23 protein-coding genes are annotated in these 19,489 nt (G+C 65.6%); 11 read left to right on the forward strand and 12 right to left on the reverse strand.

The window, feature by feature from the left end; genetic code table 11:
• The first annotated feature begins 172 nt into the window (after positions 1 to 172).
• The 4 genes from folD to ACJ7IV_RS08455 all read left to right on the forward strand — a co-directional run bounded on the left by folD (position 173) and on the right by ACJ7IV_RS08455 (position 3,247).
• Positions 173 to 1,030, forward strand: coding sequence for a bifunctional methylenetetrahydrofolate dehydrogenase/methenyltetrahydrofolate cyclohydrolase FolD (gene folD, locus ACJ7IV_RS08440; RefSeq protein ID WP_483864000.1), 858 nt, complete (start codon positions 173 to 175; stop codon positions 1,028 to 1,030).
• Between the two features lie 66 nt (positions 1,031 to 1,096).
• Positions 1,097 to 1,561, forward strand: a complete 465-nt coding sequence (locus ACJ7IV_RS08445; protein ID WP_161432032.1) for an S-ribosylhomocysteine lyase — start codon at positions 1,097 to 1,099, stop codon at positions 1,559 to 1,561.
• A complete protein-coding gene (mtnN, locus tag ACJ7IV_RS08450; protein WP_483864001.1) occupies positions 1,558 to 2,292 on the forward strand; it encodes a 5'-methylthioadenosine/S-adenosylhomocysteine nucleosidase in 735 nt (244 codons plus the stop codon). Before ACJ7IV_RS08445 ends, mtnN begins: the two co-directional genes overlap by 4 nt.
• A 4-nt stretch (positions 2,293 to 2,296) precedes the next feature.
• The gene (locus tag ACJ7IV_RS08455; protein ID WP_483864002.1) at positions 2,297 to 3,247 is read left to right on the forward strand and encodes an alpha/beta hydrolase fold domain-containing protein; all 951 of its coding nucleotides are present in this window, start codon (positions 2,297 to 2,299) and stop codon (positions 3,245 to 3,247) included.
• Here the strand turns inward: ACJ7IV_RS08455 and ACJ7IV_RS08460 are convergent.
• The 3 genes from ACJ7IV_RS08460 to pyrC form a co-directional block, all read right to left on the reverse strand.
• Entirely contained in the window at positions 3,244 to 4,497 is a 1,254-nt protein-coding gene (locus ACJ7IV_RS08460; RefSeq protein WP_483864003.1) for a type II toxin-antitoxin system HipA family toxin, read from the reverse strand. The genes ACJ7IV_RS08455 and ACJ7IV_RS08460 overlap by 4 nt on opposite strands.
• A gap of 2 nt (positions 4,498 to 4,499) precedes the next feature.
• On the reverse strand, positions 4,500 to 4,787 hold the full coding sequence (locus ACJ7IV_RS08465; RefSeq protein WP_483864004.1) for a helix-turn-helix domain-containing protein: 288 nt from the start codon (positions 4,785 to 4,787) through the stop codon (positions 4,500 to 4,502).
• 156 nt (positions 4,788 to 4,943) lie between these two features.
• A complete protein-coding gene (gene pyrC / locus ACJ7IV_RS08470) occupies positions 4,944 to 5,999 on the reverse strand; it encodes a dihydroorotase (protein WP_483864005.1) in 1,056 nt (351 codons plus the stop codon).
• 126 nt (positions 6,000 to 6,125) lie between these two features.
• Here pyrC and ACJ7IV_RS08475 point away from each other — a divergent pair, with 126 nt between their 5' ends.
• A complete protein-coding gene (locus ACJ7IV_RS08475) occupies positions 6,126 to 7,022 on the forward strand; it encodes a DMT family transporter (RefSeq protein WP_483864006.1) in 897 nt (298 codons plus the stop codon).
• A gap of 136 nt (positions 7,023 to 7,158) precedes the next feature.
• Entirely contained in the window at positions 7,159 to 7,578 is a 420-nt protein-coding gene (locus ACJ7IV_RS08480) for a hypothetical protein (protein ID WP_483864007.1), read from the forward strand.
• Positions 7,579 to 7,611: 33 nt separating this feature from the next.
• Here the strand turns inward: ACJ7IV_RS08480 and ACJ7IV_RS08485 are convergent, their stop codons facing one another.
• Together ACJ7IV_RS08485 and aptA are read right to left on the reverse strand one after the other, a co-directional pair.
• Positions 7,612 to 8,859, reverse strand: a complete 1,248-nt coding sequence (locus ACJ7IV_RS08485) for an NAD(P)/FAD-dependent oxidoreductase (protein WP_483864008.1) — start codon at positions 8,857 to 8,859, stop codon at positions 7,612 to 7,614.
• A 226-nt stretch (positions 8,860 to 9,085) separates the two neighbouring features.
• Positions 9,086 to 10,366, reverse strand: coding sequence for an omega-aminotransferase AptA (aptA, locus tag ACJ7IV_RS08490; RefSeq protein WP_483866565.1), 1,281 nt, complete (start codon positions 10,364 to 10,366; stop codon positions 9,086 to 9,088).
• 329 nt (positions 10,367 to 10,695) lie between these two features.
• On the opposite strand from aptA, the gene nadS reads away from it, so the two are divergent.
• Positions 10,696 to 10,980 carry a NadS family protein gene (nadS, locus tag ACJ7IV_RS08495; RefSeq protein ID WP_161432025.1) on the forward strand — a complete coding sequence of 95 codons (285 nt, stop codon included), beginning with the start codon at positions 10,696 to 10,698 and terminating at the stop codon, positions 10,978 to 10,980.
• A 136-nt stretch (positions 10,981 to 11,116) separates the two neighbouring features.
• Here the strand turns inward: nadS and ACJ7IV_RS08500 are convergent, their stop codons facing one another.
• The 3 genes from ACJ7IV_RS08500 to ACJ7IV_RS08510 all read right to left on the reverse strand — a co-directional run bounded on the left by ACJ7IV_RS08500 (position 11,117) and on the right by ACJ7IV_RS08510 (position 12,807).
• The gene (locus tag ACJ7IV_RS08500) at positions 11,117 to 11,590 is read right to left on the reverse strand and encodes a tellurite resistance TerB family protein (RefSeq protein WP_483864009.1); all 474 of its coding nucleotides are present in this window, start codon (positions 11,588 to 11,590) and stop codon (positions 11,117 to 11,119) included.
• 119 nt (positions 11,591 to 11,709) lie between these two features.
• On the reverse strand, positions 11,710 to 12,174 hold the full coding sequence (locus ACJ7IV_RS08505; RefSeq protein ID WP_483864010.1) for a hypothetical protein: 465 nt from the start codon (positions 12,172 to 12,174) through the stop codon (positions 11,710 to 11,712).
• A gap of 54 nt (positions 12,175 to 12,228) precedes the next feature.
• Complete coding sequence (locus ACJ7IV_RS08510; protein WP_483864011.1) at positions 12,229 to 12,807, reverse strand: YqhA family protein; 579 nt, start codon at positions 12,805 to 12,807, stop codon at positions 12,229 to 12,231.
• A 121-nt stretch (positions 12,808 to 12,928) separates the two neighbouring features.
• On the opposite strand from ACJ7IV_RS08510, the gene ACJ7IV_RS08515 reads away from it, so the two are divergent.
• Positions 12,929 to 13,375, forward strand: coding sequence for a CopD family protein (locus ACJ7IV_RS08515; protein WP_483864012.1), 447 nt, complete (start codon positions 12,929 to 12,931; stop codon positions 13,373 to 13,375).
• Here the strand turns inward: ACJ7IV_RS08515 and ACJ7IV_RS08520 are convergent.
• The 3 genes from ACJ7IV_RS08520 to ACJ7IV_RS08530 are packed head-to-tail and all read right to left on the reverse strand — an operon-like array spanning position 13,346 to position 16,824.
• Complete coding sequence (locus ACJ7IV_RS08520) at positions 13,346 to 13,579, reverse strand: type II toxin-antitoxin system Phd/YefM family antitoxin (protein ID WP_483864013.1); 234 nt, start codon at positions 13,577 to 13,579, stop codon at positions 13,346 to 13,348. The genes ACJ7IV_RS08515 and ACJ7IV_RS08520 overlap by 30 nt on opposite strands.
• Before the next feature lie 31 nt (positions 13,580 to 13,610).
• Positions 13,611 to 14,420 (reverse strand): universal stress protein, encoded by an 810-nt coding sequence (locus tag ACJ7IV_RS08525; protein ID WP_483864014.1) that lies wholly within the window; start codon positions 14,418 to 14,420, stop codon positions 13,611 to 13,613.
• Positions 14,410 to 16,824 carry a Lon protease family protein gene (locus ACJ7IV_RS08530; protein WP_483864015.1) on the reverse strand — a complete coding sequence of 805 codons (2,415 nt, stop codon included), beginning with the start codon at positions 16,822 to 16,824 and terminating at the stop codon, positions 14,410 to 14,412. The genes ACJ7IV_RS08525 and ACJ7IV_RS08530 overlap by 11 nt, the downstream gene beginning before the upstream one ends.
• Before the next feature lie 132 nt (positions 16,825 to 16,956).
• Between ACJ7IV_RS08530 and coaE the strand changes: the two genes are divergently transcribed.
• The 3 genes from coaE to ACJ7IV_RS08545 all read left to right on the forward strand — a co-directional run bounded on the left by coaE (position 16,957) and on the right by ACJ7IV_RS08545 (position 18,938).
• Entirely contained in the window at positions 16,957 to 17,586 is a 630-nt protein-coding gene (gene coaE, locus ACJ7IV_RS08535) for a dephospho-CoA kinase (RefSeq protein ID WP_483866566.1), read from the forward strand.
• 225 nt (positions 17,587 to 17,811) lie between these two features.
• Positions 17,812 to 18,042, forward strand: a complete 231-nt coding sequence (gene yacG / locus ACJ7IV_RS08540) for a DNA gyrase inhibitor YacG (protein WP_483864016.1) — start codon at positions 17,812 to 17,814, stop codon at positions 18,040 to 18,042.
• 2 nt (positions 18,043 to 18,044) lie between these two features.
• Positions 18,045 to 18,938: a DNA replication terminus site-binding protein gene (locus tag ACJ7IV_RS08545; protein WP_483864017.1), complete on the forward strand. Its 894-nt coding sequence runs from the start codon at positions 18,045 to 18,047 to the stop codon at positions 18,936 to 18,938.
• A gap of 235 nt (positions 18,939 to 19,173) precedes the next feature.
• Here ACJ7IV_RS08545 and ACJ7IV_RS08550 read toward each other — a convergent pair whose 3' ends face one another.
• Positions 19,174 to 19,326 carry a hypothetical protein gene (locus ACJ7IV_RS08550; protein WP_483864018.1) on the reverse strand — a complete coding sequence of 51 codons (153 nt, stop codon included), beginning with the start codon at positions 19,324 to 19,326 and terminating at the stop codon, positions 19,174 to 19,176.
• Positions 19,327 to 19,489 lie beyond the last annotated feature (163 nt).

Here is a 19,489-nt window from a genome sequence, read left to right on the forward strand (position 1 = left end):
ACGCCGCCGCAGAGGCCTCGTCGAGCGCTGCGTATTCTACGTGACTTTCCCGCCCGGTCAAGTAAATACGTACCACCTTCCGCTATCGCCCGCTTTGTTTCGCGGGCCCGGCATGCGAAAATCACGCCTCTGATTTTTTAGCCACCCATTCCAGCCACCCAGAGGATCCTCGATGACCGCGCAACTGATCGATGGCAAAGCCATAGCCGCCCGTGTTCGCCAGCAGGTCGCCCGCCAGGTGCAGGCGCGCCGCGAGGCCGGGGGCCGAGCACCGGGTCTTGCCGTCATACTGGTCGGAGAGGACCCCGCCTCCGCGGTCTATGTGCGCAACAAGCACAACGCCTGTGTCGAGGCCGGCATCGAGTCGTTTCGTCACCAGCTGCCCGCGGACACGACCCAGCACGAGCTCGAGGCACTGATCGACCGTCTCAACGCCGACCCGGCCGTGGATGGCATCCTGGTCCAGCTGCCGCTGCCCGAGCAGCTCGATGCCCGCCCCCTCCTCGAGCGCATCCGCCCGGACAAGGACGTGGACGGCTTCCACCCCTACAACCTGGGCCGCCTGGCCCAGCGCCTGCCACTGCTGCGCCCCTGCACGCCCAAGGGCGTGATGACGCTGTTCGAGGAGACCGGCCTGGCGATCCGCGGCCTGGACGCCACCGTGGTCGGCGCCTCCAATATTGTCGGCCGCCCCATGTCCCTGGAGCTGATGATCGCCGGTTGCACCACCACCGTCTGTCACCGCTTCACGCGCAACCTCGAGGAACATGTGCGCCGTGCCGATGTCCTGATCGTGGCGGTGGGCAAGCCCGGCCTGGTCAAGGGGGAGTGGGTCAAGGAGGGCGCCATCGTCATCGACGTGGGCATCAACCGCCAGGAGGACGGCCGCCTGATCGGCGATGTCGACTTCGAGGCCGCCGCGAAGCGTGCCGCCTGGATCACCCCCGTCCCCGGCGGCGTCGGCCCCATGACCGTGGCCAGCCTGCTGGAGAACACCCTGCAGGCCGCCGACCTCCACGACGCCAGCTAATTTTCCCTAAGGGCCAGACCCCAAAGCACACTTAGGGGTCTGACCCCACAGCAGAATGAGGATTTCATGAGCGACAAGATGAACGTCGAAAGCTTCAACCTCGACCACACCAAGGTGAAGGCTCCCTACGTGCGCCTGGCCGACGTCAAGACCGGCGAGCACGGCGACACCATCCACAAGTACGACATGCGCATCTGCCAGCCCAACCAAGATCATATGGAGATGCCCGGCCTGCACTCCCTGGAGCACCTGATGGCAGAAATGTCGCGCAACCACACAGACAAGGTCGTCGACATCAGCCCCATGGGCTGCCAGACCGGCTTCTACTGGGCGATGCTCAACCACGACGACTACGACGGCGTGCTCGAGCTGGTCGAGAAGACCCTCAAGGACGTGCTCGAGGCCAGCGAAGTCCCGGCCTGCAACGAGATGCAGTGCGGCTGGGCCGCCAGTCACAGCCTGGAAGGCGCCAAACAGATCGCGCGTGGCTTCCTGGCCAAGCGCGACGAGTGGAGCCAGGTCTTCGCATGAAGCGCATCGGCATCATCGGCGCCATGAGCCAGGAGGTGGCACGGCTCGCCTCCCTGCTCGAGGGGCGCGAGACCCACACCCATGTCGGCAATACCTTTCATAGCGGCCTGCTGCATGGCGTCGAGGTGGTGATCCTGCAGTCGGGCATCGGCAAGGTGAATGCCGCCGTCGGCACCACCCTGCTGCTCGACATGTACAAGCCCGAGGCGATCATCAACACCGGCTCCGCCGGTGGCTTCGGCGAGGGTCTGGAGATCGGCGATATCGTCGTCTCCAGCGAGGTGCGACACCATGACGTCGACGCCGTAGTGTTCGGCTACGAGCACGGCCAGGTCCCCGACATGCCCGCGGCCTACCTGCCCGACGAGCGCCTGGTCCACCTGGCCCGGGAGTGTGTCGAGGCGCTGGGCGAGGTCAATGTGGTCGAGGGGCTGATCGCCACCGGCGATGTGTTCATGGCCTGCCCCAACCTGGTGGCCCAGACCCGCCAGCGCTTCCCCACCATGCTCGCCGCCGAGATGGAGGCCGCGGCCATCGCCCAGACCTGCCACCTCTACGACTGCCCCTTCGTGGTGATCCGCGCCCTCTCCGACATCGCCGGCGGCGGCGACAATCACCTCTCCTTCGAGCAGTTCTTGGAGAAGGCCGCCCTGCACTCCTCGAAGATGATCGAGGCGATGGTGGCACGCCTGGCCGATCGAAAGCGTGAGACGGCAGTGGCGGGCGCCTGAGGCAATGGCAGCCACGACCTGGTGCCGAGGCGCCCTGCTGCTGGCCAGCCTGGGCCTCGCTGGCTGCGCCAACACCCACCTGGGAAGCGACGGCCGCGAGGTCGAAGACGCCGACCACCCTGGAGTGACAGGGGAGCCGGCCACCATCCGGCAGCTGGCAAACCACCGCTATACCCCGGATGACTGGCCGGAGCCGCTCAGTGCGCGGGTGCGCCTGCCCCGGGGCGAAAGCGACGACCTGCGCCCGGCCGCCCTGCTGGTTCACGGCGGCGGCTGGCGCAATCGCACGCCGGACGACATGGAAGAGATCGCCGAGGCCCTTACCCGGCGCGGCTTCATCACGGTGAATATCGAACACCGCTTCGCCCCCGACTACCGCTTCCCCGCCCAGCTGCACGACCTCCAGCAGGCCATGGCGTGGCTGCATGCCAACGCCGAGGCGTGGCGCGTGGACACCGATCGCATCGTCGGGGTCGGCTTCTCCTCGGGGGCGCATCTGGTCAGCCTGCTGGCCCTGGCCGGCAGCGACGGGCCCCTGGCCGAGCCCCACGGAGGCGAGCACGCCCGGCTGGCGGCTGTCGTCGCGGGCGGCACGCCCACCGATCTGTTCAAATTCGATGATGGCAAGCTGGTAGTGCAGTTTCTGGGGGGCACCCGCGCCGAGGTGCCCGAGCAGTATCGGCTTGCCTCCCCGGCCAGACAGATCCAGAGCACACCGCCGCCCTTCTTCCTGTTCCACGGCACCTGGGACCGCCTGGTCCCGGTGGATCATGCCACCGACTTCTACCAGGCGCTGAGGGCCCAGGGCGGTGAAGCCGAGCTCTTCCTCCAGCACGGTCGCGGCCACTTCCTCAGTTTCCTTACCCGTGGCGATGCCATCGAGACCGGCCTCGACTTCCTGGAGCGACAGGTTAACGCCCCTCACTACCCGTCGAAGATCGACGAGGAGCGTTAACCGATCCGCCATTCCGTTGCCAGGCTTTGCCAGTGCTCGCGCAGCAATGCCTTGTGCGACTCGGCCATGGGCAGCGATTCCAGCATATCGGGCCAGTTGTCTCTGGCACGACGCAGCGTATCCTGCAGTTCCGACTCCACGGCCGGCCAGCTTACGCCTACCCTGCCCGCCCAGTGCTGAAAATCGGTGAGCCGCAGCTGCTCCCAGCCTTTCTTGCCGTTTAGGTTCAACGCTGCCTCCCCCTCAGCAGGCAGATAAGCCCGCGTCATCACGATGTCGTAGGCAGGCGACAAGGTTGGCCGTTTGCGATCGGGATAGACAAGGCTCCAGTTCTTCAGGTGAGCATCGCCGTTGGCCAACAGTGCATTAACCAGCAGGCGCCGCGCCATCTGCGCCGCGCACGCCATGCCGTCGGCGGAGAACTCGCGTACCAGCCGCCCGACCTGCTCATAGCTTGGGCCGGAGCACTTCTCATGGGGGTAGCGAAACAGCACCTGGGCGAAGTCTTCCGCATGCACCCGCTCACTCCCAGCCCGATCAAATCGCTTGATCGCATAGGCCATTGGCTCATCGGGCAGATTCAGGCGCGGCAGCCCATCCAGTTCCTCGAGGGGGATCAGTCGAATCTCCGGAATCGTCACCCCGGCCGCCTCTGCCAGGCGCATAGCGGAGTATTCGTTCTCCACGAGCCACGGATGAACAGGAGATGGCGGCTTGATGATCCAGTCCCCGGGCAGCGCCTGCCCGGCGCCCAGGAAACGCCCGTCCTGCCCACGCATGGAAAACTTCATCTGCACCCCCGCCAGGGAGAAGCCCCGCCCCACAGCGACCTGGCGCGGCTCCGGGCTGATGCTCCGGCGATGGGCAAGCACCCAGGCGGGCATTTCATCGGGCGCCACGGCGGCGACCTCCAGGGCCCCCGGGAGGTCATGACCAAGGGCCGCCAGCAGAGGGAACTCGTTGTCCGGATGCACCTTGAGTTCGGCGGCAAGCCATTCCCGCAGCGCGCCCTCCGGCAGCAGGTTGGAGAGCCAGGGATGCAGCCGCTGGCGACGTATCCAGGGCGACTGCAGCAGTCGCTGACTGTGCGGTGCCGAAGGCATCAGCGACAGCGACAAGGTGGCGCGGCTCTCGTCGAGTCGCCAGTCGTCGAACACCAGCACATTGCGACCACCACGATATTCAGCCAGCCAACCCAGGCGGCGGCCGTGCAGCCACAGCGACAGCATCTCGACACTTTCGTTGACCATGCTCAGTCCTCCTCGTCGAGCAGGCCCTGCCAGGGATCCTCATCGAGGGGAACGGTCTCCTCCTGCCCCTCCTCGAGAAGCTCCTTGACCCGATACCACTGCTCGACAGGGATCAGCATCAGGCGGGTATTGAGACCATCCGCAGCCAGTTGCAGGGTATCCAGCCGCGGATTGCCCCCCCGCTCCAGGCGCTGGTACTGCTGGCGAGTCATGCCGATACGGTCCGCGATCTGGGACTGGGTAAAGCCGAGGTCATGACGGCGACGCTTCAGCTCTTCGTGAATGCTCATAATAATGCACCACATCTGTTGCTTTTAAGACAGAATAGCAACACATGTGATGCATAGCCACGCCTATCCTCGCTATCGCCGAGTGAGACTGCAGACTGCCTATTGCCGGAGCCTGATTTATCTTGTGGGAGCCCGATTTATCGGCGATATCGAAGGCTAAGCCGTTTGCTCACCAACCAGCTTCCACTCCAGCGTCTCGCCGGCCATCAGCGGCACGATGCGGGCGCCTCCGGCATAGGGCAACGACTCGGGCAGCTGCCAGGGCTCGCGGACCAGGGTGACGGTATCGCTGTTGCGTGGCAGGCCATAGAAGTCCGGGCCATGGTGGCTGGCGAAGCCCTCGAGACGCTCGATGGCGCCGGCCTGCTCGAAGGCCGTGGCGTAGTATTCGATCGCCGCAGGCGCGGTGTAGGCCCCGGCGCAGCCGCAGGCGCTCTCCTTGTCGCCCTGTGCGTGGGGCGCGCTGTCGGTGCCCAGGAAGAACTTCGGGCTGCCCGAGGTGGCCGCCGCCAGCAGCGCCTGGCGATGCCGCTCGCGCTTGAGGATCGGCAGGCAGTAGTAGTGCGGCCGGATACCGCCGACCAGCATATGGTTGCGGTTGAACAGCAGATGGTGGGCGGTGATGGTGGCGCCCACGTTGGCCGGCGCCGCGGCGACGAACTCGGCCGCCTCGGCGGTGGTGATATGCTCGAACACCACCTTGAGGTTCGGGTGACGCTCCAGCAGCGGCTTGAGCACCGTCTCGATGAACACCGCCTCGCGATCGAAGATATCGATCTCGGCATCGGTGACCTCGCCGTGCATCAGCAGCGGGATACCCAGGCGCTCCATGGTGGCGATGGCATCGTCACACAGGGTGATGTCGGTGACCCCGGAGGCCGAGTTGGTGGTCGCGCCGGCGGGATAGAGCTTCACCGCCTGCACCAGGCCATTGGCGTGGGCGCGCTCGATCTCCTCGGCGGGGGTATTGTCGGTGAGGTAGAGCGTCATCAGCGGCTGAAAGCGGCTGCCCTCGGGCAACGCCGCCAGGATACGCTCGCGATAGGCCAGCGCCTGCTCGGTGGTGGTCACCGGCGGCTTCAGGTTGGGCATGATGATGGCGCGACCCATCTGGCGGGCGGAGGCCTCGACCACGGCGGCCAGCGCCTGGTCGTCACGTAGATGGAGGTGCCAGTCGTCGGGGCGAGTCAGGGTCAGGGTCAGGGTAGTCACGGTGGATCCTGTATTGGCGGGTTCATATCGGCGTGGCGCCAGTATACCCAATGGCGCCTGGCGAGGCAGAGCCCGATGGCCGCTAGTCTGCTAACCTATGGGCTTCGCTTGACCACCGGGACTTCCATGACCGACTCCCTCGAGCGCAGTCCGCTGCGTGCCGACCTGCTGCTGCTCACCGTCACCCTGCTCGCCGCTGCTGGCTGGATCTTCTCCAAGGAGGCGCTGGACGGCATGCCGCCGCTGCTGTTCATCGGCACGCGCTTCCTGCTGGCCGGGCTGCTGCTTGCGCTGTTCGCCCTCCCGGCCCTGCGCCGCCTCTCCGCCCGGGACTTCGCCGCCGGCGCCGGTGTCGGCCTGTTGTTCAGCGGAGCCTTGAGTTTCTGGATCATGGGGCTCTACCACTCGAGCCACCTCGGCGAGAGTGCCTTCATCAACAGCCTGGGCATCCTGCTGGTGCCGATCGTGGCGAAACTGCTGTTCGGCGACCGCCCGCCACGCACCACCTGGATCGCCCTGCCCATCGCCCTGGCCGGCTTCGCCCTGCTCTCGCTCAACGCCGGCCTGCGCCTGGAGCCCAGCCAGTGGCTGATCGCCACCTCCGCCGTGCTCTTCTCGCTGCTGATCAACGTCAACACCCGGGTGGTACGCCACCTCCCCGCCCTGCCGCTCACCGCCATCCAGCTCACGGTGGTCGGCATCCTGCTCGGTCTGGTCTCGGCGCTGATCGAACCCTGGCCCGCACGTATCGGTGGCATCACACTGGGCTGGCTGGCGGCCAGCGTGCTGCTCGCCAGCACCCTGCGCTTCTTCCTGCAGGTCTACGCCCAGGGCCTGACCACGCCGAGCCACGCCGCCGTCATCCTGATGCTCGAGGCAGTATGGACAGCACTGCTGGCCGCCGCCTGGTACGGCGAGACAATGAGTCTGTTGCAGCTCGCGGGCTGCTCGCTGATCTTCGCCGCACTACTGATCAATCGATGGTACTGGGTAAGGAAGCTGGTACTGCGTTCTGCCAGGTAGCAAGCCCACCAGCGCGGGGCGCGGGGGACAAACCGCAGAAGAGGTCGCCCGGCACTCGCAGCAACTCGCCATGAAGCAAGAAAATCCCGTATCATGCCGCCAGTTTTCGCGGGGCCAGCTTCACGAGGGAGAGACGATGCCCAAGGTTCGCCACTATGCCGATCTGGCCGCCATCCTGGCCGGCCTGATGTGGCTGGTCGTCTACTGGTCGATCAGCCTGTCGGCCCACCTGGGCAACCTGGAGCCGACCCTGGCCGCCCTGCTGCTGCTGGGCACCACCGTGCTGGTCACCTTCGTGCACCGCCCGACGCGGGTACTGCTGCGGCGCTACCACGTCAGAAAGCGGCGCACCGAGATGTGGATGCACATCCTGGCGCTGCCGCTGTTCCTCGCCTTCCTGTTCGGGATCACCTTCGAACTGATCTTCACGCCCTTGAGCGGCATCCAGAAACTGCTGCTCTTCAACGTGGTGGCCACCGCCGGCTGGCTGGTATTCATCGTCACCCTGCTGGTCAAGCTGGGTACCCACCAGGTCAAGCAGCGCCGCAAGGCATAGCACACCCCGCGGCACCAAAGACTCGGAGTCGTTTCAGAAGCGCGTGGCGCTGAACGGTGCCATATCCACCTCGGGGGTCTCGCCGGCCATCATCTGGCTCAGCAGCAGCCCGGTCACCGGCCCCAGAGTGAAGCCCTGGTGGCCATGGCCGAAGGCCAGCCACATTCCCTCCTGCCCGGGCGCCGGGCCGATGATCGGCTTCATGTCAGGCAAGCAGGGGCGCGCGCCCTTCCAGGGTTCCGGATCGCGACGCTCACCCAGCGGATAGATCTTCCTGGCGGCCTGTTCCGCCGCCTTGAGCTGCTTGAACCTGGGCGGCGCATCCAGGTCGGCCAGCTCTGCCCCAGTGGTCAGGCGAATGCCTGCACGCATTGGCTCGAGCAGGAAGCCGGTCTCGGCATCCATGATCCAGTGGTTGAGGTGGGCATTCTCGTCGGCGCTGGCGTAGTGCATATGGTAGCCGCGCTTGACGAACAGCGGCACCGAGATGCCCAGGCGCGAGAGCAGCTTGCCGCTCCAGGGGCCCATGGCAACCACCAGCTGCTCGGCCTCCAGTGTCTCGTCACCGGTGGTTGTCACCTTCCAGCCCTTGCCGCCCTTCTCGACACCCTTGACCTCGGCCTGCACGAAACGGCCGCCCTGTTGCTGGAAGTGCTCGGCATAGGCCTGCACCAGGGCGCCGGGATCCGCCACTGTCCACGGCTGGATCCAGTGGATGGCCCCCACCAGACCCTTCTTCAGGTGTGGCTCCTTGGCATATAGGCCAGCCGCGTCGAGCACCTCGAATTCCACACCGAAGCGCTCACGGTTCTCGCGCGCCTCGGCGATACGCTCATCGAAGGGCTTCTGGGTGTGATAGAGCTCCAGCCAGCCGTCGCGACGCACCAGGTGATCGGCACCGGCGGCCTCGACCATAGGGGCATGGGTCTCCAGGCAGCGCATGATCAGTGAGGCGTACTCCGGCACGATCTTGGCGTAGCGGGACTTGCCGGAGTTGATCCAGTACTGCAGCAGCGGGCTTGCCGCGCCGACCATGCCCGTGGGGCGATAGCGAATATCCACCTCGCGGTTGGGCAGTACGCGCATCAGGGTGCCGAGGTCACGAGGAAAGCGATAGGGACGCACCGCCTCGCGCTGGATGATGCCGGCATTGCCGAACGACGTCTCGCGGCCGGGCTCGCGGCGATCCACCAGCGTCACCGAATGGCCCTGGCGCACCAGATGCCAGGCCACCGATACGCCGACCATGCCGGCACCCAGAACCACGATTTCACGAGACATCACCAACACCTCCTGGAAAAGGACACAGGCCTCACCATGCGGCGAGGCCTGACTCAACGATAGACGCACAAGCGCCACCCGGTCGACCGACGACACGGTGGCTGAACACTCAACGCATCATAACGTTGCACCAGCAGACCAGGATGCCAAACAACCCACTTAATGGATGATTTATTCTTGTTTATCGACCCATTTATAGATGAATAATCCAGTAATACGAAAAACCTCAGACTATCGAGTCCAGCACCGTGGCCACCGCATCAAACAGCCGCTCCAGCTCCGCCTCGGTGCTGGCGAACGGCGGGCCGAACTGCAGGGTGTCGCCGCCGAAGCGGACATAGAAACCCGCCTCCCACAACGCCAGGTGAGCATCGCGGGGGCGAATCGTCGGGTCCCCGTCGCGTGGCGCGAGCTGGATCGCCCCGGCCAGGCCATGGTTGCGAATATCCACCACATGGGAACGCCCCTTCAGCGCATGCAGCTTCGCCTCGAACGCCGGGGCGATGGCACGCACCTGGGCGGGGAAGTCCTCGCGCTCGAACAGCTCCAGTGCCGCCAGGCCTGCGGCGCAGGCCACCGGGTGGGCACTGTAGGTATAGCCGTGGGGAAACTCGATGGCGTGCTCGGGGCCGCCGGCGTGCATGAAGGTGTCATAGATCTCGGTTGAGGCGATCACCGCGCCCATGGGCACCGCGCCGTTGGTGAGCTGCTTGGCCACCGTCATCATGTCCGGCACCACGCCGAAGGCCTCGGCACCGGTGCGCGCTCCGCTGCGACCGAAGGCAGTGATCACCTCATCGAAGATCAGCAGGATATCGTGGGCCGTGCAGATATCGCGCAGCCGCTCGAGATAGCCCTTGGGCGGCACGATCACCCCGGCGGAGCCGGACATCGGCTCGACGATCACCGCGGCGATGTTGGAGGCATCATGCAGGGCAATATGCTCGAGCAGCGCATCGGCAAGCTCGGCACCGCTCTCGGCCTGGCCACGGGTAAAGGCGAGCTGCGGCTGCAGGGTGTGCGGCAGATGGCTGACCTCCATCAGCTGGCCATAGTGCTTGCGGTTACCGCCGATGCCACCCAGGCTCGTCCCACCGACGTTCACGCCGTGATAGCCCTTGGCGCGACCGATCAGGCGGGTCTTCTCTGGACGCCCCCTGGCGCGCCAGTAGGCCTTGGCCATCTTCACGGCGGTGTCCGCCGACTCGGAGCCAGAATCGGTGAAGAACACATGATCCAGCCCCGGCGGCGTGATCTCGGCGATCTTCTCGGCCAGCTGGAACGCCAGCGGATGCGCCACCTGGAAGCCCGGAGCATAGTCGAGGGTGCCGAGCTGGCGGGCCACGGCCTGCTGGATCTCCTCGCGATTATGTCCGGCGCCGCAGGTCCAGAGACCCGAGAGGGAGTCAAACAGCCGGCGGCCGCTATCGTCGATGAAGTAGCGCCCCTCGGCGCCGGTGATCAGCCGCGGATGGGCATGAAAGTCGCGGTTGGCGCTGAACGGCATCCAGAAGTGGCGGTTGATGGCAGCATGCTCGGCACGGGGTGAGTGGTCATGGGCCGCAGACTGGCGGGCGGAACGGGTTTCCAGCATAGCGAAGGCTCCTCGGGGAAACGTCTTGTTGTCCCCCTAGCATGGCTCATCCTGAGTGTTAAATAAAACATAACAGTGGGACTTCCTCGTCGCACCCTCTGGGTGAAGATGAGCATTAGCTATCTCTTTATCGAAGTCGCGGCATAATGGCGCAGCGGGCCTCGTCGTAAGGGATGGAGCATGATCGACATCCATGGCCGAGAGATGTACTTTGTACATATATCAACACATCGGCCTTCAGAATGAGCATCTTTGACGAACTCCAGACATCGCTGCAGGAAGCCGTCGACATCAAACAGGGCCGGACCCAAGCTAGCCGCGTCACGCGCCATGAGGTCGCCGACGTGAAGGCCATCAGGGCCCAGTTGCATGTCTCTCAGGCCGAGTTTGCCAGCGCCATGGGCACTAGCGTCGACACCATCAGAAGCTGGGAAACCAAGCGCCGTAACCCCACAGGCCTGGCGGCCAAGGTGCTAGCGACGCTTCGCGACAACCCAGCACTCTTCAACGATCTGGCTTCCCACTGACTTGTCCAAAATGCGCGCCATGCTCCCGATTTCTAGTGCGGGACATGGCGCGCCTTTTAGTCACCATCGATAAATGATGATGTCCGGACAGAATGCCTTTCTCCACTCGACAGCACAGAGTTGGTGAGGAGCCAGCTTAACCGCCGGCCGAGGCCCCGGCCTGCTCCCGCACCTGAAGCTTGGTGCGGATGAAGTCGCCATGGCTGACATGCAGCAGATCGGCCAGCTGCCGGATACGGTGCTCCTCCAGATGATGCTGCTCACCGTCGGCCAGCGCCAGGGCCCACATCATTCTTACCAGCTCGCAGCGCCTGTCGTAGTCGTAATGCTGCTTGATCAGGGAGACGAACTGGTAGTGATCCACGGCGCCATCGACCTCCTCCTGAGCCAGGGTCATCAGTTCGTCGAGGGCCTCATCACTGACCCGCAGATGGTCGCGCAGCTGAGCGCGCAGGGTGTCGAGCTCCTCCGGCGTCACCTCGTAGTCGGCACGCATCACCTCGCAGAGCAGAGCCGCTGCGGCAAGCTCGAGGCTCGGCGCCTCGCGACCAGCACCACCCTCCCCCTCGGCGAGCATCTCCTGAAAGAATCGCTGGATATTGGCTAACACGAGTGTCTCCTTTCTCTTCGCTAAGGCTGGGACCCGCCAGCCGCCCCGGGGTTCGCCAGCCCTTGGGTCAGCCTTATGAACCCACCTAGGGGGGAGGCTGACCCCAAGGGGGGGCGGGGTTAATCACGGCAGCGCCAGCGTGCCAGCAGGGAGAGCAGCGCCAGGCCCAGCAGCACCGCCGCCGTCCAGCCCACCACGTCGACGACCTGGGGGAATGATGCCGGCGCTTCCACCGGACGGTGCTGAAGGCCGAACACCACGATGCGCCCCAGGGCATAGAGCATCAGTGCCAGGCTGGCCAGGGGTAACAGGGAGTCGCGCGCCGCCAGCCAGCGCGTAAGTGCCCAGGGCTCGCTGGGCGTCCTGGCCGGTTGCCGGGCGGTCGTCTTGCGCGGGGTTGCCGCCTTGCTGGCGGCCGGCTTTTTTGCCGCAGGCTTGCGGGCCCGCGGCTTGACCTTCGACTTGCCCGTAGAGGGGCCACCGCCCAGCCAGCCCAGGGCAGCACGGCCCAGGCGCCATAGCGCCCAGCCCAGGGTGAAGCTTACCGAGAGGGCGAGGCCGCCCATCACCAGCACATACGCCATTGGCGATCCTTGTCGAACATAAAAAAGGAGTATTGTGCCATAGCGTCGGCGAGCCTACTCCCGGTGGTGCTTATGGGCGCGACTCATCAGGTAGAGGGCCCCGGCCAGGGCCAGCACCGAGAGCGCCAGGTAAATGGCATCCAGCGGCGTCTCGAAGGTGATATCCACCACCGCGCGGAAAAACTCGATGATCACGGCCAGGATCACCACCCGGGCGATCTTGTCCTTGAGCTCGTCGAAGGACGAGACATTGAAGGGGTTCGAGGCCGGGTGCGACTCGGCCGGTTCGATCGGCGACACGAACAGCCGATACACCCCCAGGCCGAAGATCAGCAGCACAATGGCCACCAGGTAGATGTCCACCGCCATCACCACGCTCGGCACCACCGTCTCGTGGATATCGGGCTGCCCGCCGACCAGGTAGTAGGTCGCGGCGGTCACCGTGAGCTTGAGAATATCCATGGTACCGATGATGAACAGCACCAGTGCCCCCAGCAGGCTCGGCACCACCGCCAACATCACCAGCAGCCGACTATTCCACAGGAAGCGTTCGAAGATGCGTTCATATCGCTTGCCGCTGGTGGAGGGCACCGCTGCGTCGGGTCGAGGTTCGGGAGGGGTGGGCTGGCTCATGAAGGCTCCTTGCGATAGGCGATTGAGGCCCAAGATAGCACCTCTACCCACTTGGAGAGATAGCCGGACGACAACGATCCAGTAGAATTAGCGAAAATCATTCTCGCCAAAGGAGGGCGACATGACCGCCACCCTGCTGCTTCTGCACCTGCTCGGCGCCACCATCTGGACCGGTGGCCACCTGGTGCTCGCCTTCACCATCCTGCCCCGGGTATTGAAGGGCCGCGACGTCGCCTCGCTGCACTGGTTCGAGCAGGGCTACGAGAGGCTCGGCATGCCGGCCCTGCTGGTGCAGATCGTCACCGGGCTGTGGCTGGCCTGGCAGAAGGTGCCGTCGCTGGCATTGTGGTTCGACATGGACGCCGGCCCCATCGCCCACCTGATCCGCATCAAGCTGCTGCTTCTACTGCTGACCGCCCTGGTCGCCGCCCATGCCCGCTTCCGGGTCATACCCAGGCTCTCTTCCGACACCCTGCCGCTGATGGGCTGGCATATCGCTGCGGTCACCCTGCTCTCGGTGGCCTTCGTGGCCACCGGGCTAACGTTCCGGGTCAGCTGGGGAATGTGAAACCTCGGCGATAGCTTCATCGAGTCGCTGAGCATTTCGTGGACTTGTCATGAGATGCAAAGTCTCCTGGAGAGACCGGAACTCTTGATATGACAGCAATACAGCGGGCTCACCTCGATTTCGAGTCACCATCACAGGCCCACTCAGATTATCGAGGACAGAATCAAGTTTTTCTCGGAGATCGACATCGCTGATCCTTTTCATACGTAAACTCCAATGAACTGATGAGGCGATCTCAAGGCACCACTACCACCGGCACCGGGATGCGGGCCAGCAGGTCGGCATCCTGTTCGAGCAGCGCAACAAGGCGCTTACGCGTGATGGCCAGGGCGCCGCGGCGGGCGCGGGCCAGGAAGCGTTCCAGCGTCGGCGCGTCCATGGAAGCCAGCTCCTCGCGGCCCAGGAACAGCGGATGGCGGCGCACCGCCTCCTCCGGCGTCTCGCCCCAGGGCAGCACTGGCGCCTCACCGCGGAAGTAACGTAGCGGCCCCGGTTCCGGCGGGTGGCGCTCATCCCAGATAACCACGGTGCAGGGTGCCTCCAGGATCAGCCGTCGGCTGGTGGAGCCCAGCCGGCTGCCCCAACGCGCCGACAGGCCCGCCTTACCCAGTACCAGCACATCGCCGGGCGACGCCTCGGCCAGGGCCTCGCTTGCCACCTGCCCCCTGCTGACCTGCAGGCGATGGCGCAGCTCCCTGCCCGCCGCGGCCTGCTGCAACGCCCGCTCTACCCGCCTCACCTGGCGAATCAGGTTCGACTCCATAAGCTCCAGGCTGAGAGGCCGCGCCACCCCACTGCTGGCACCCACCTCACACGAGAACGGGAAGGCGGCACAGTGCAGCAGGTCCAGGTCCTCGACAAACAGCGCCACCAGCTCGGCACGCGCCTGCTCGGCCAGGGCCGCCGCGGCCTGTAGCGCCGCCAGCCCCTGGCGGGAGTCATCCAGCAGTGCCAGTACGCGTAGCGCCTCGGCACCTACTGTCTGCTCCAGCGGGGCTTTTGTTTCATGGGGCCTCGCCTCACGAGGTATCACTTCACGAGGCATCTCCGCCCTCCTCGCCGCCGTCGGCGGCATCCTCCTCGTCATCGCCGGAGGCGGCCTTGACCACGGCCTGGAAGGCCGCCAGGCGCGCCTGGACGCGACCGTTCAGACTTTCCGCCGGGAAGTTGCCCTCTACATCGGCCTCGCCCAGTGTCTCGCTGGTGAGCAGGGCGAGTGCCTCATCCACGTGGCGCACCGCGTAGATTCGAAACGTGCCCGCCGCCATCGCCTCGCGCACCTCGCGCTTGAGCATCAGGTGCTCGACGTTGGTGGCCGGCAGGATCACCGCCTGGCCGTTCAGTTCGCCCCGCGCGCGGCAGACATCGAAGAAGCCCTCGATCTTCTCGTTGACGCCACCCACCGCCTGCACCTCGCCGTGCTGGTTGATGGAGCCGGTGACCGCAAACGCCTGGTCGAGACCCACCCGGGTGATGGCCGAGACCAGTGCGCACACCTCGGCCACCGAGGCGCTATCGCCCTCGATGCCGCCGTAGGACTGCTCGAAGGCGAGGCTCGCCGACAGCGATAGCGGCGCCTCCCGGGCATAGCGGCCGGCCAGGTAGCGCGACAGGATCATCACCGCCTTGGAGTGTATGCGTCCACCCAGGCGCGCCTCGCGTTCGATATCAACCACCTGGCCACTGCCTGGCCGCGCTGTGGCGGTGATGCGGGTGGGCTGGCCGAAGGCGAAGTCACCTAATGCCAGCACCGAGAGGCCGTTGACCTGCCCCACCACGTGCCCCTCGGTGGCGATCATATGGGTGCCGCGGGTGATCTGCTCATGGCTGCGCTCGCGGATACGCCCGGCTCGCCACAGCTGTTGGGCCACCGCCTTCTCCACATGCTCACGCTGGATCACGCTGGAACCCGCCACGGTGGCCCAGTGATCGGCCTCCATCAGCAGGTCATGCAGGTCGCGGTGGCGTGCGGTCAGGCGCTGCTGGTCATCGGCCAGCCGACTGGCGCGCTCGATGGTCGCCGCCACGCCGCTGCGATCCAGCGGCGCCAGGGCCGCCTCCCGAGCCAGGGTGGCAACCATCCGCGCATAGAGGGCCAGGCTCTCTTCGTTGCGCTCAAGCTCATCCTCCAGGTCCACCTGCACCTTGAACAGCTCCAGGAACTCCGGGTCGTGTTCGCAGAGCAGGTAGTAGAGGAGCCGCTCGCCGAGCAGCACGATCTTGACGTCCAGAGGGATCGGCTGGGGCTCCAGGCTCACGGTACTGATCAGCCCGTAGGCCTGCTCCAGCGACTCAGTGCGAATCTCGCCGGCATGCAGGACCCGCTTGAGGGTCTCCCAGGCGCCGGGCTGGGTCAGCAGCCCGCGGATATCCAGCACCAGATAGCCGCCGTTGGCGCGATGCAGGGCGCCGGCGCGGATGAGCGAGAAGTCGGTGAGCAGGGTGCCATTGTGCACATGGTGCTCGATGCGCCCCACCAGGTGCTGGTGGCCCGGCAGGTCCTGGTAGATCACCGGTGCGCCTTGGGTGTCGGCGTTGTCGACCAGAAGGTTGATGTAGAACCGACTGAAGATCGCCTCCGGCGGTATCTCGGGATCATCGGCGGTAAAGGCCTCGGCGTGCTGCAGGATCGCCTCGCGAATCGCCGTCAGGTGCGCGATGACGCCCTCCTCGGCCTGGTAGCGCTCCTCCAGCTCCGCCAGCGGCGCACCGATGGCGCTCTGCAGCACCTCCTCGTTGAGCTGCTGGACCTGCTCGCGCAGCTCCTTGGCCAACCGCGGCATACGGCGGATCGTCTGGGTCAGCTTGCGCTGCAGAATCTCCACCGTATGCTCGATGCGCTCGCGCTCCTCCTTGGGCAGCTTCTCGTACTCCTGGGGCGACATCATCTTGTCGTTGTCGCCGTCGGCGGGGGCGAAGGTGAAGCCGTTGGGGGTGGAGAGCAGCAGCACGCCCTGCTCGCGAGCCTCGCGGCGGATCGCCTCGATGGCATCGCGCTGGCGCTCGCCCATGGCCTGCTTCATCTCCTGCAGGCGATTCTGGTACTCGTCGCTCTCGAACACCGCCGGGATCGCCCCACGCAGCTCGTCGGTCAGCGCCTCGATATCGCCGCGCAGCTGGCGCCCCAGCCCCCGGGGCAACTCCAGATAGAGCGGCACCGAGGGGTCCTCGAAGTTGTAGAGATAGCACCAGTCCGGCGGCGATGGGTCGTTACTCGAGCGCTCGTTCAGGTAGCGCCCCACCAGGTTGTGCTTGCCGTGCCCCGGCTGGCCGAGCACGAACAGGTTGAAGCCGTCGCTGCGGATCGCCGTGCCGAAGGCCAGCGCCTCCCGGGCCCGCTCGTGGCCGGCCAAGAGATCCAGCGACTCCAGTTCGCTCGAGACCTCGAAGGTGAACGCCTCCTCCGAGCACGCCTGAAACACCTGCGCCACACCCAGCGGCTCGACCATCATCCTCTCCTGTTGCAACATCCATGGCTGATATCACAACCATGGAGCAGGAGCGAGCTTGCCGCCAGCACCCAGGTCAAGAATGCTAGACTACGCCGCCAACGGGACCCCAAGGAGAACAGCGACATGGCCTTGATCATCGGCCTCACCGGCGGCATCGCCTCGGGCAAGTCCACCGTGGCGCGCGCCTTCGAGGCACTCGGTGCGCCCTGGGTGGACGCCGACGACGTCGCACGCGAGGTGGTCGAGCCCGGCGAGCCGGCCCTGGCCGAGATCGCCGCGCGCTTCGGCTCTGAGGTGCTCAACGCCGATGGCACCCTCAACCGCCGGGCGCTGCGCGAGATCGTCTTTCAGGATGAAGGAGAGCGGCGCTGGCTGGAGTCAGTGACCCACCCACGCATCCGAGAGCGGCTGATCGCCCATCTCGAGCACCTGGCGGAAAGCGGTGCACCCTATGTGCTGCTGGTCTCGCCGCTGCTGTTCGAATCCGGCCAGCACCAGATGGTCGACCGCGCCCTGGTGATCGACGTCCCCGAGGCACTGCAGATCCAACGCACCGCCGCCCGGGACGGCGTGGACGAAATCCAGGCCCGCGCCATCGTCGCCGCCCAGATGCCGCGCGCCGAACGCCTGGCCCGCGCCGACGACGTGCTGGATAATGGCGGCAGCGAAGCCCAGATGCGCCGCCAGGTCGCCGAGTTGGATCGGCGCTATCGAGAGCTGGCGTCTCAGTCCTCTTTGGGATCAGACCATTGGGCTTAGCACGGTGCCGCGCCCTTGGGGTCTGACCCCGCTGCTGCGTGTTGCACCCACAATCTGATATGACTGAGCAACAACAACGTGGGGGGGTCAGACCCCAAGGGCTACACCGATCTCTCTGGCATCCGCTAGAAATATGTAGCCTCTTGATTTAGATGTAAAACTCTGAGGGCATCTCTGGATCTGCCCCTTATGTACTCACCAACTAACCCTCCCCCCCGGAGCCCCATGACCGATTCAAACCGCCCCCTGGAAGTCGCCTGTCCCCAGTGCCGCAAGAAGGTCCAATGGCGCGAGGACAACCCCTACCGCCCCTTCTGCAGCGAGCGCTGCCGGCTGATCGATCTCGGCGCCTGGGCCGATGGCAGCCACCGCATTGCCGGTGAGCCGGCCATGGACGAGACAGAGATCGACGAGATGATCATGCGCGCCGAACGCGCCTTCCAGGACGATCAATAACCATGACCGCGCCCCACATCCAGCCACCGGAGTACCGCCTGCTCGCCGAGCTTGAGGCGGTCTTCGACGCCCTGATCGAGGGCACCGCCGAGGTCGCCGAGGCGTATGCCCGCTCCCCCGGCGCCTGCTGGATCTTCAGCGAACCCGAGCCGGTCGAGCATGACCGTGCCGAGGAGTGGCTGCGCGGGGCGCTGCAGGATGTCTGGTATCAGGATGGCCAGGACGGTCGCGCCACGCGTGCGCATATCGGCCTGGTGGCGGCGAGTGAGAGCGTGATGGAGGCCGTGGCGGCGGCCAATACGGCCAAGGCCGAGTTTGCCGCCCTGACCGCCAAGATTCGCGACCAGGTGCCGGCGCTGATCCCCGAGGCCAAGGCGGTGCTGCCCTTCCGCCACCCCGCCCTGCACGACCACCTGCGTGGCGAGGGGCTGGCCCGGGTGCACCTCAAGCAGTGCTGGCGGGCGATTCCCGCAAGCGAGGCGCCGTTGGCCCGGGTGCGTCTGGCCTGGTATTCGAGCGGGCGCTCGATCAAGAAGCTGACGGTGCGGGAGGCCGAGCAGAAGCTGCTGGCCCTCGACAGCGACGCGCCGCATATCCGCATCCAGCTGCGCAAGCTGGCCGGCCTGCCCAGCGGCGAGCCCCTGGCCCAGGTGCAACGCCAGGCCCCGCTGATGCGCGCTAACCTCTTCTATCGTGAGCCCCTCGACGACGGCCGCACCCGCCGCGCCATGAACGTCGCCCTGCCGCTGTTTATCCCCGCGCCCGACGGCCGCCTGCCCGACCACAACCTGCCGCCACTGCAACCACCCGAGGCACGCACCCGCGCTCGCCGCCGCGACGAACGCCTCGAGGACGAGCCCTTTCTGCCCAGCCTGAGGGTCTACCGTTATCGGTAGGGACCTAACGGTCTTCGCAATTGGGCCCGATCCACGCTGTAGGAGGGATCAGTTCGGCTTTCCGGCTTCGCAGCGTGACTCCGTCTGTTAGCTTGTAGGAGGGGTGCTTTGCATCGCGACTGGAGGCCGAAGGCCTCCCACAGTAGCCGCTCGTAATCAGGCAACATCATCAGGGCATCTATCGGCGCCAGTCGCTCGGGGAACCCGGCCTCCCACAATGAACCACGGCCTCCCTCTACTCACTGCCTAACTGGTTCACGCCAGTGTGCGATGAATCTTTTTCTTGCTGCTCCCCGAACTGCATCCCCAACACCCGCCCATCGACCCAGCGCAGCAGCCACAGCTGCGAGAAAAGCACCAGGAAACACCAGAACAGCGCCTTGATCATGGCCATATCCTCAAGGGAGACCCCCCGGCCTCCTCAGCAATGATCATAGCCCCCCGCTTGATATCGAGCTAGATAGCCGGCTAATAGAATTTGCACATCTGTCCGGGGTAATCGATAGCCCACAAATGTGCAGGGCCGGCATGGCGCCGGCCCCGACCTCGTA

It is taken from the genome of Halomonas sp. C10-5, assembly GCF_057169305.1.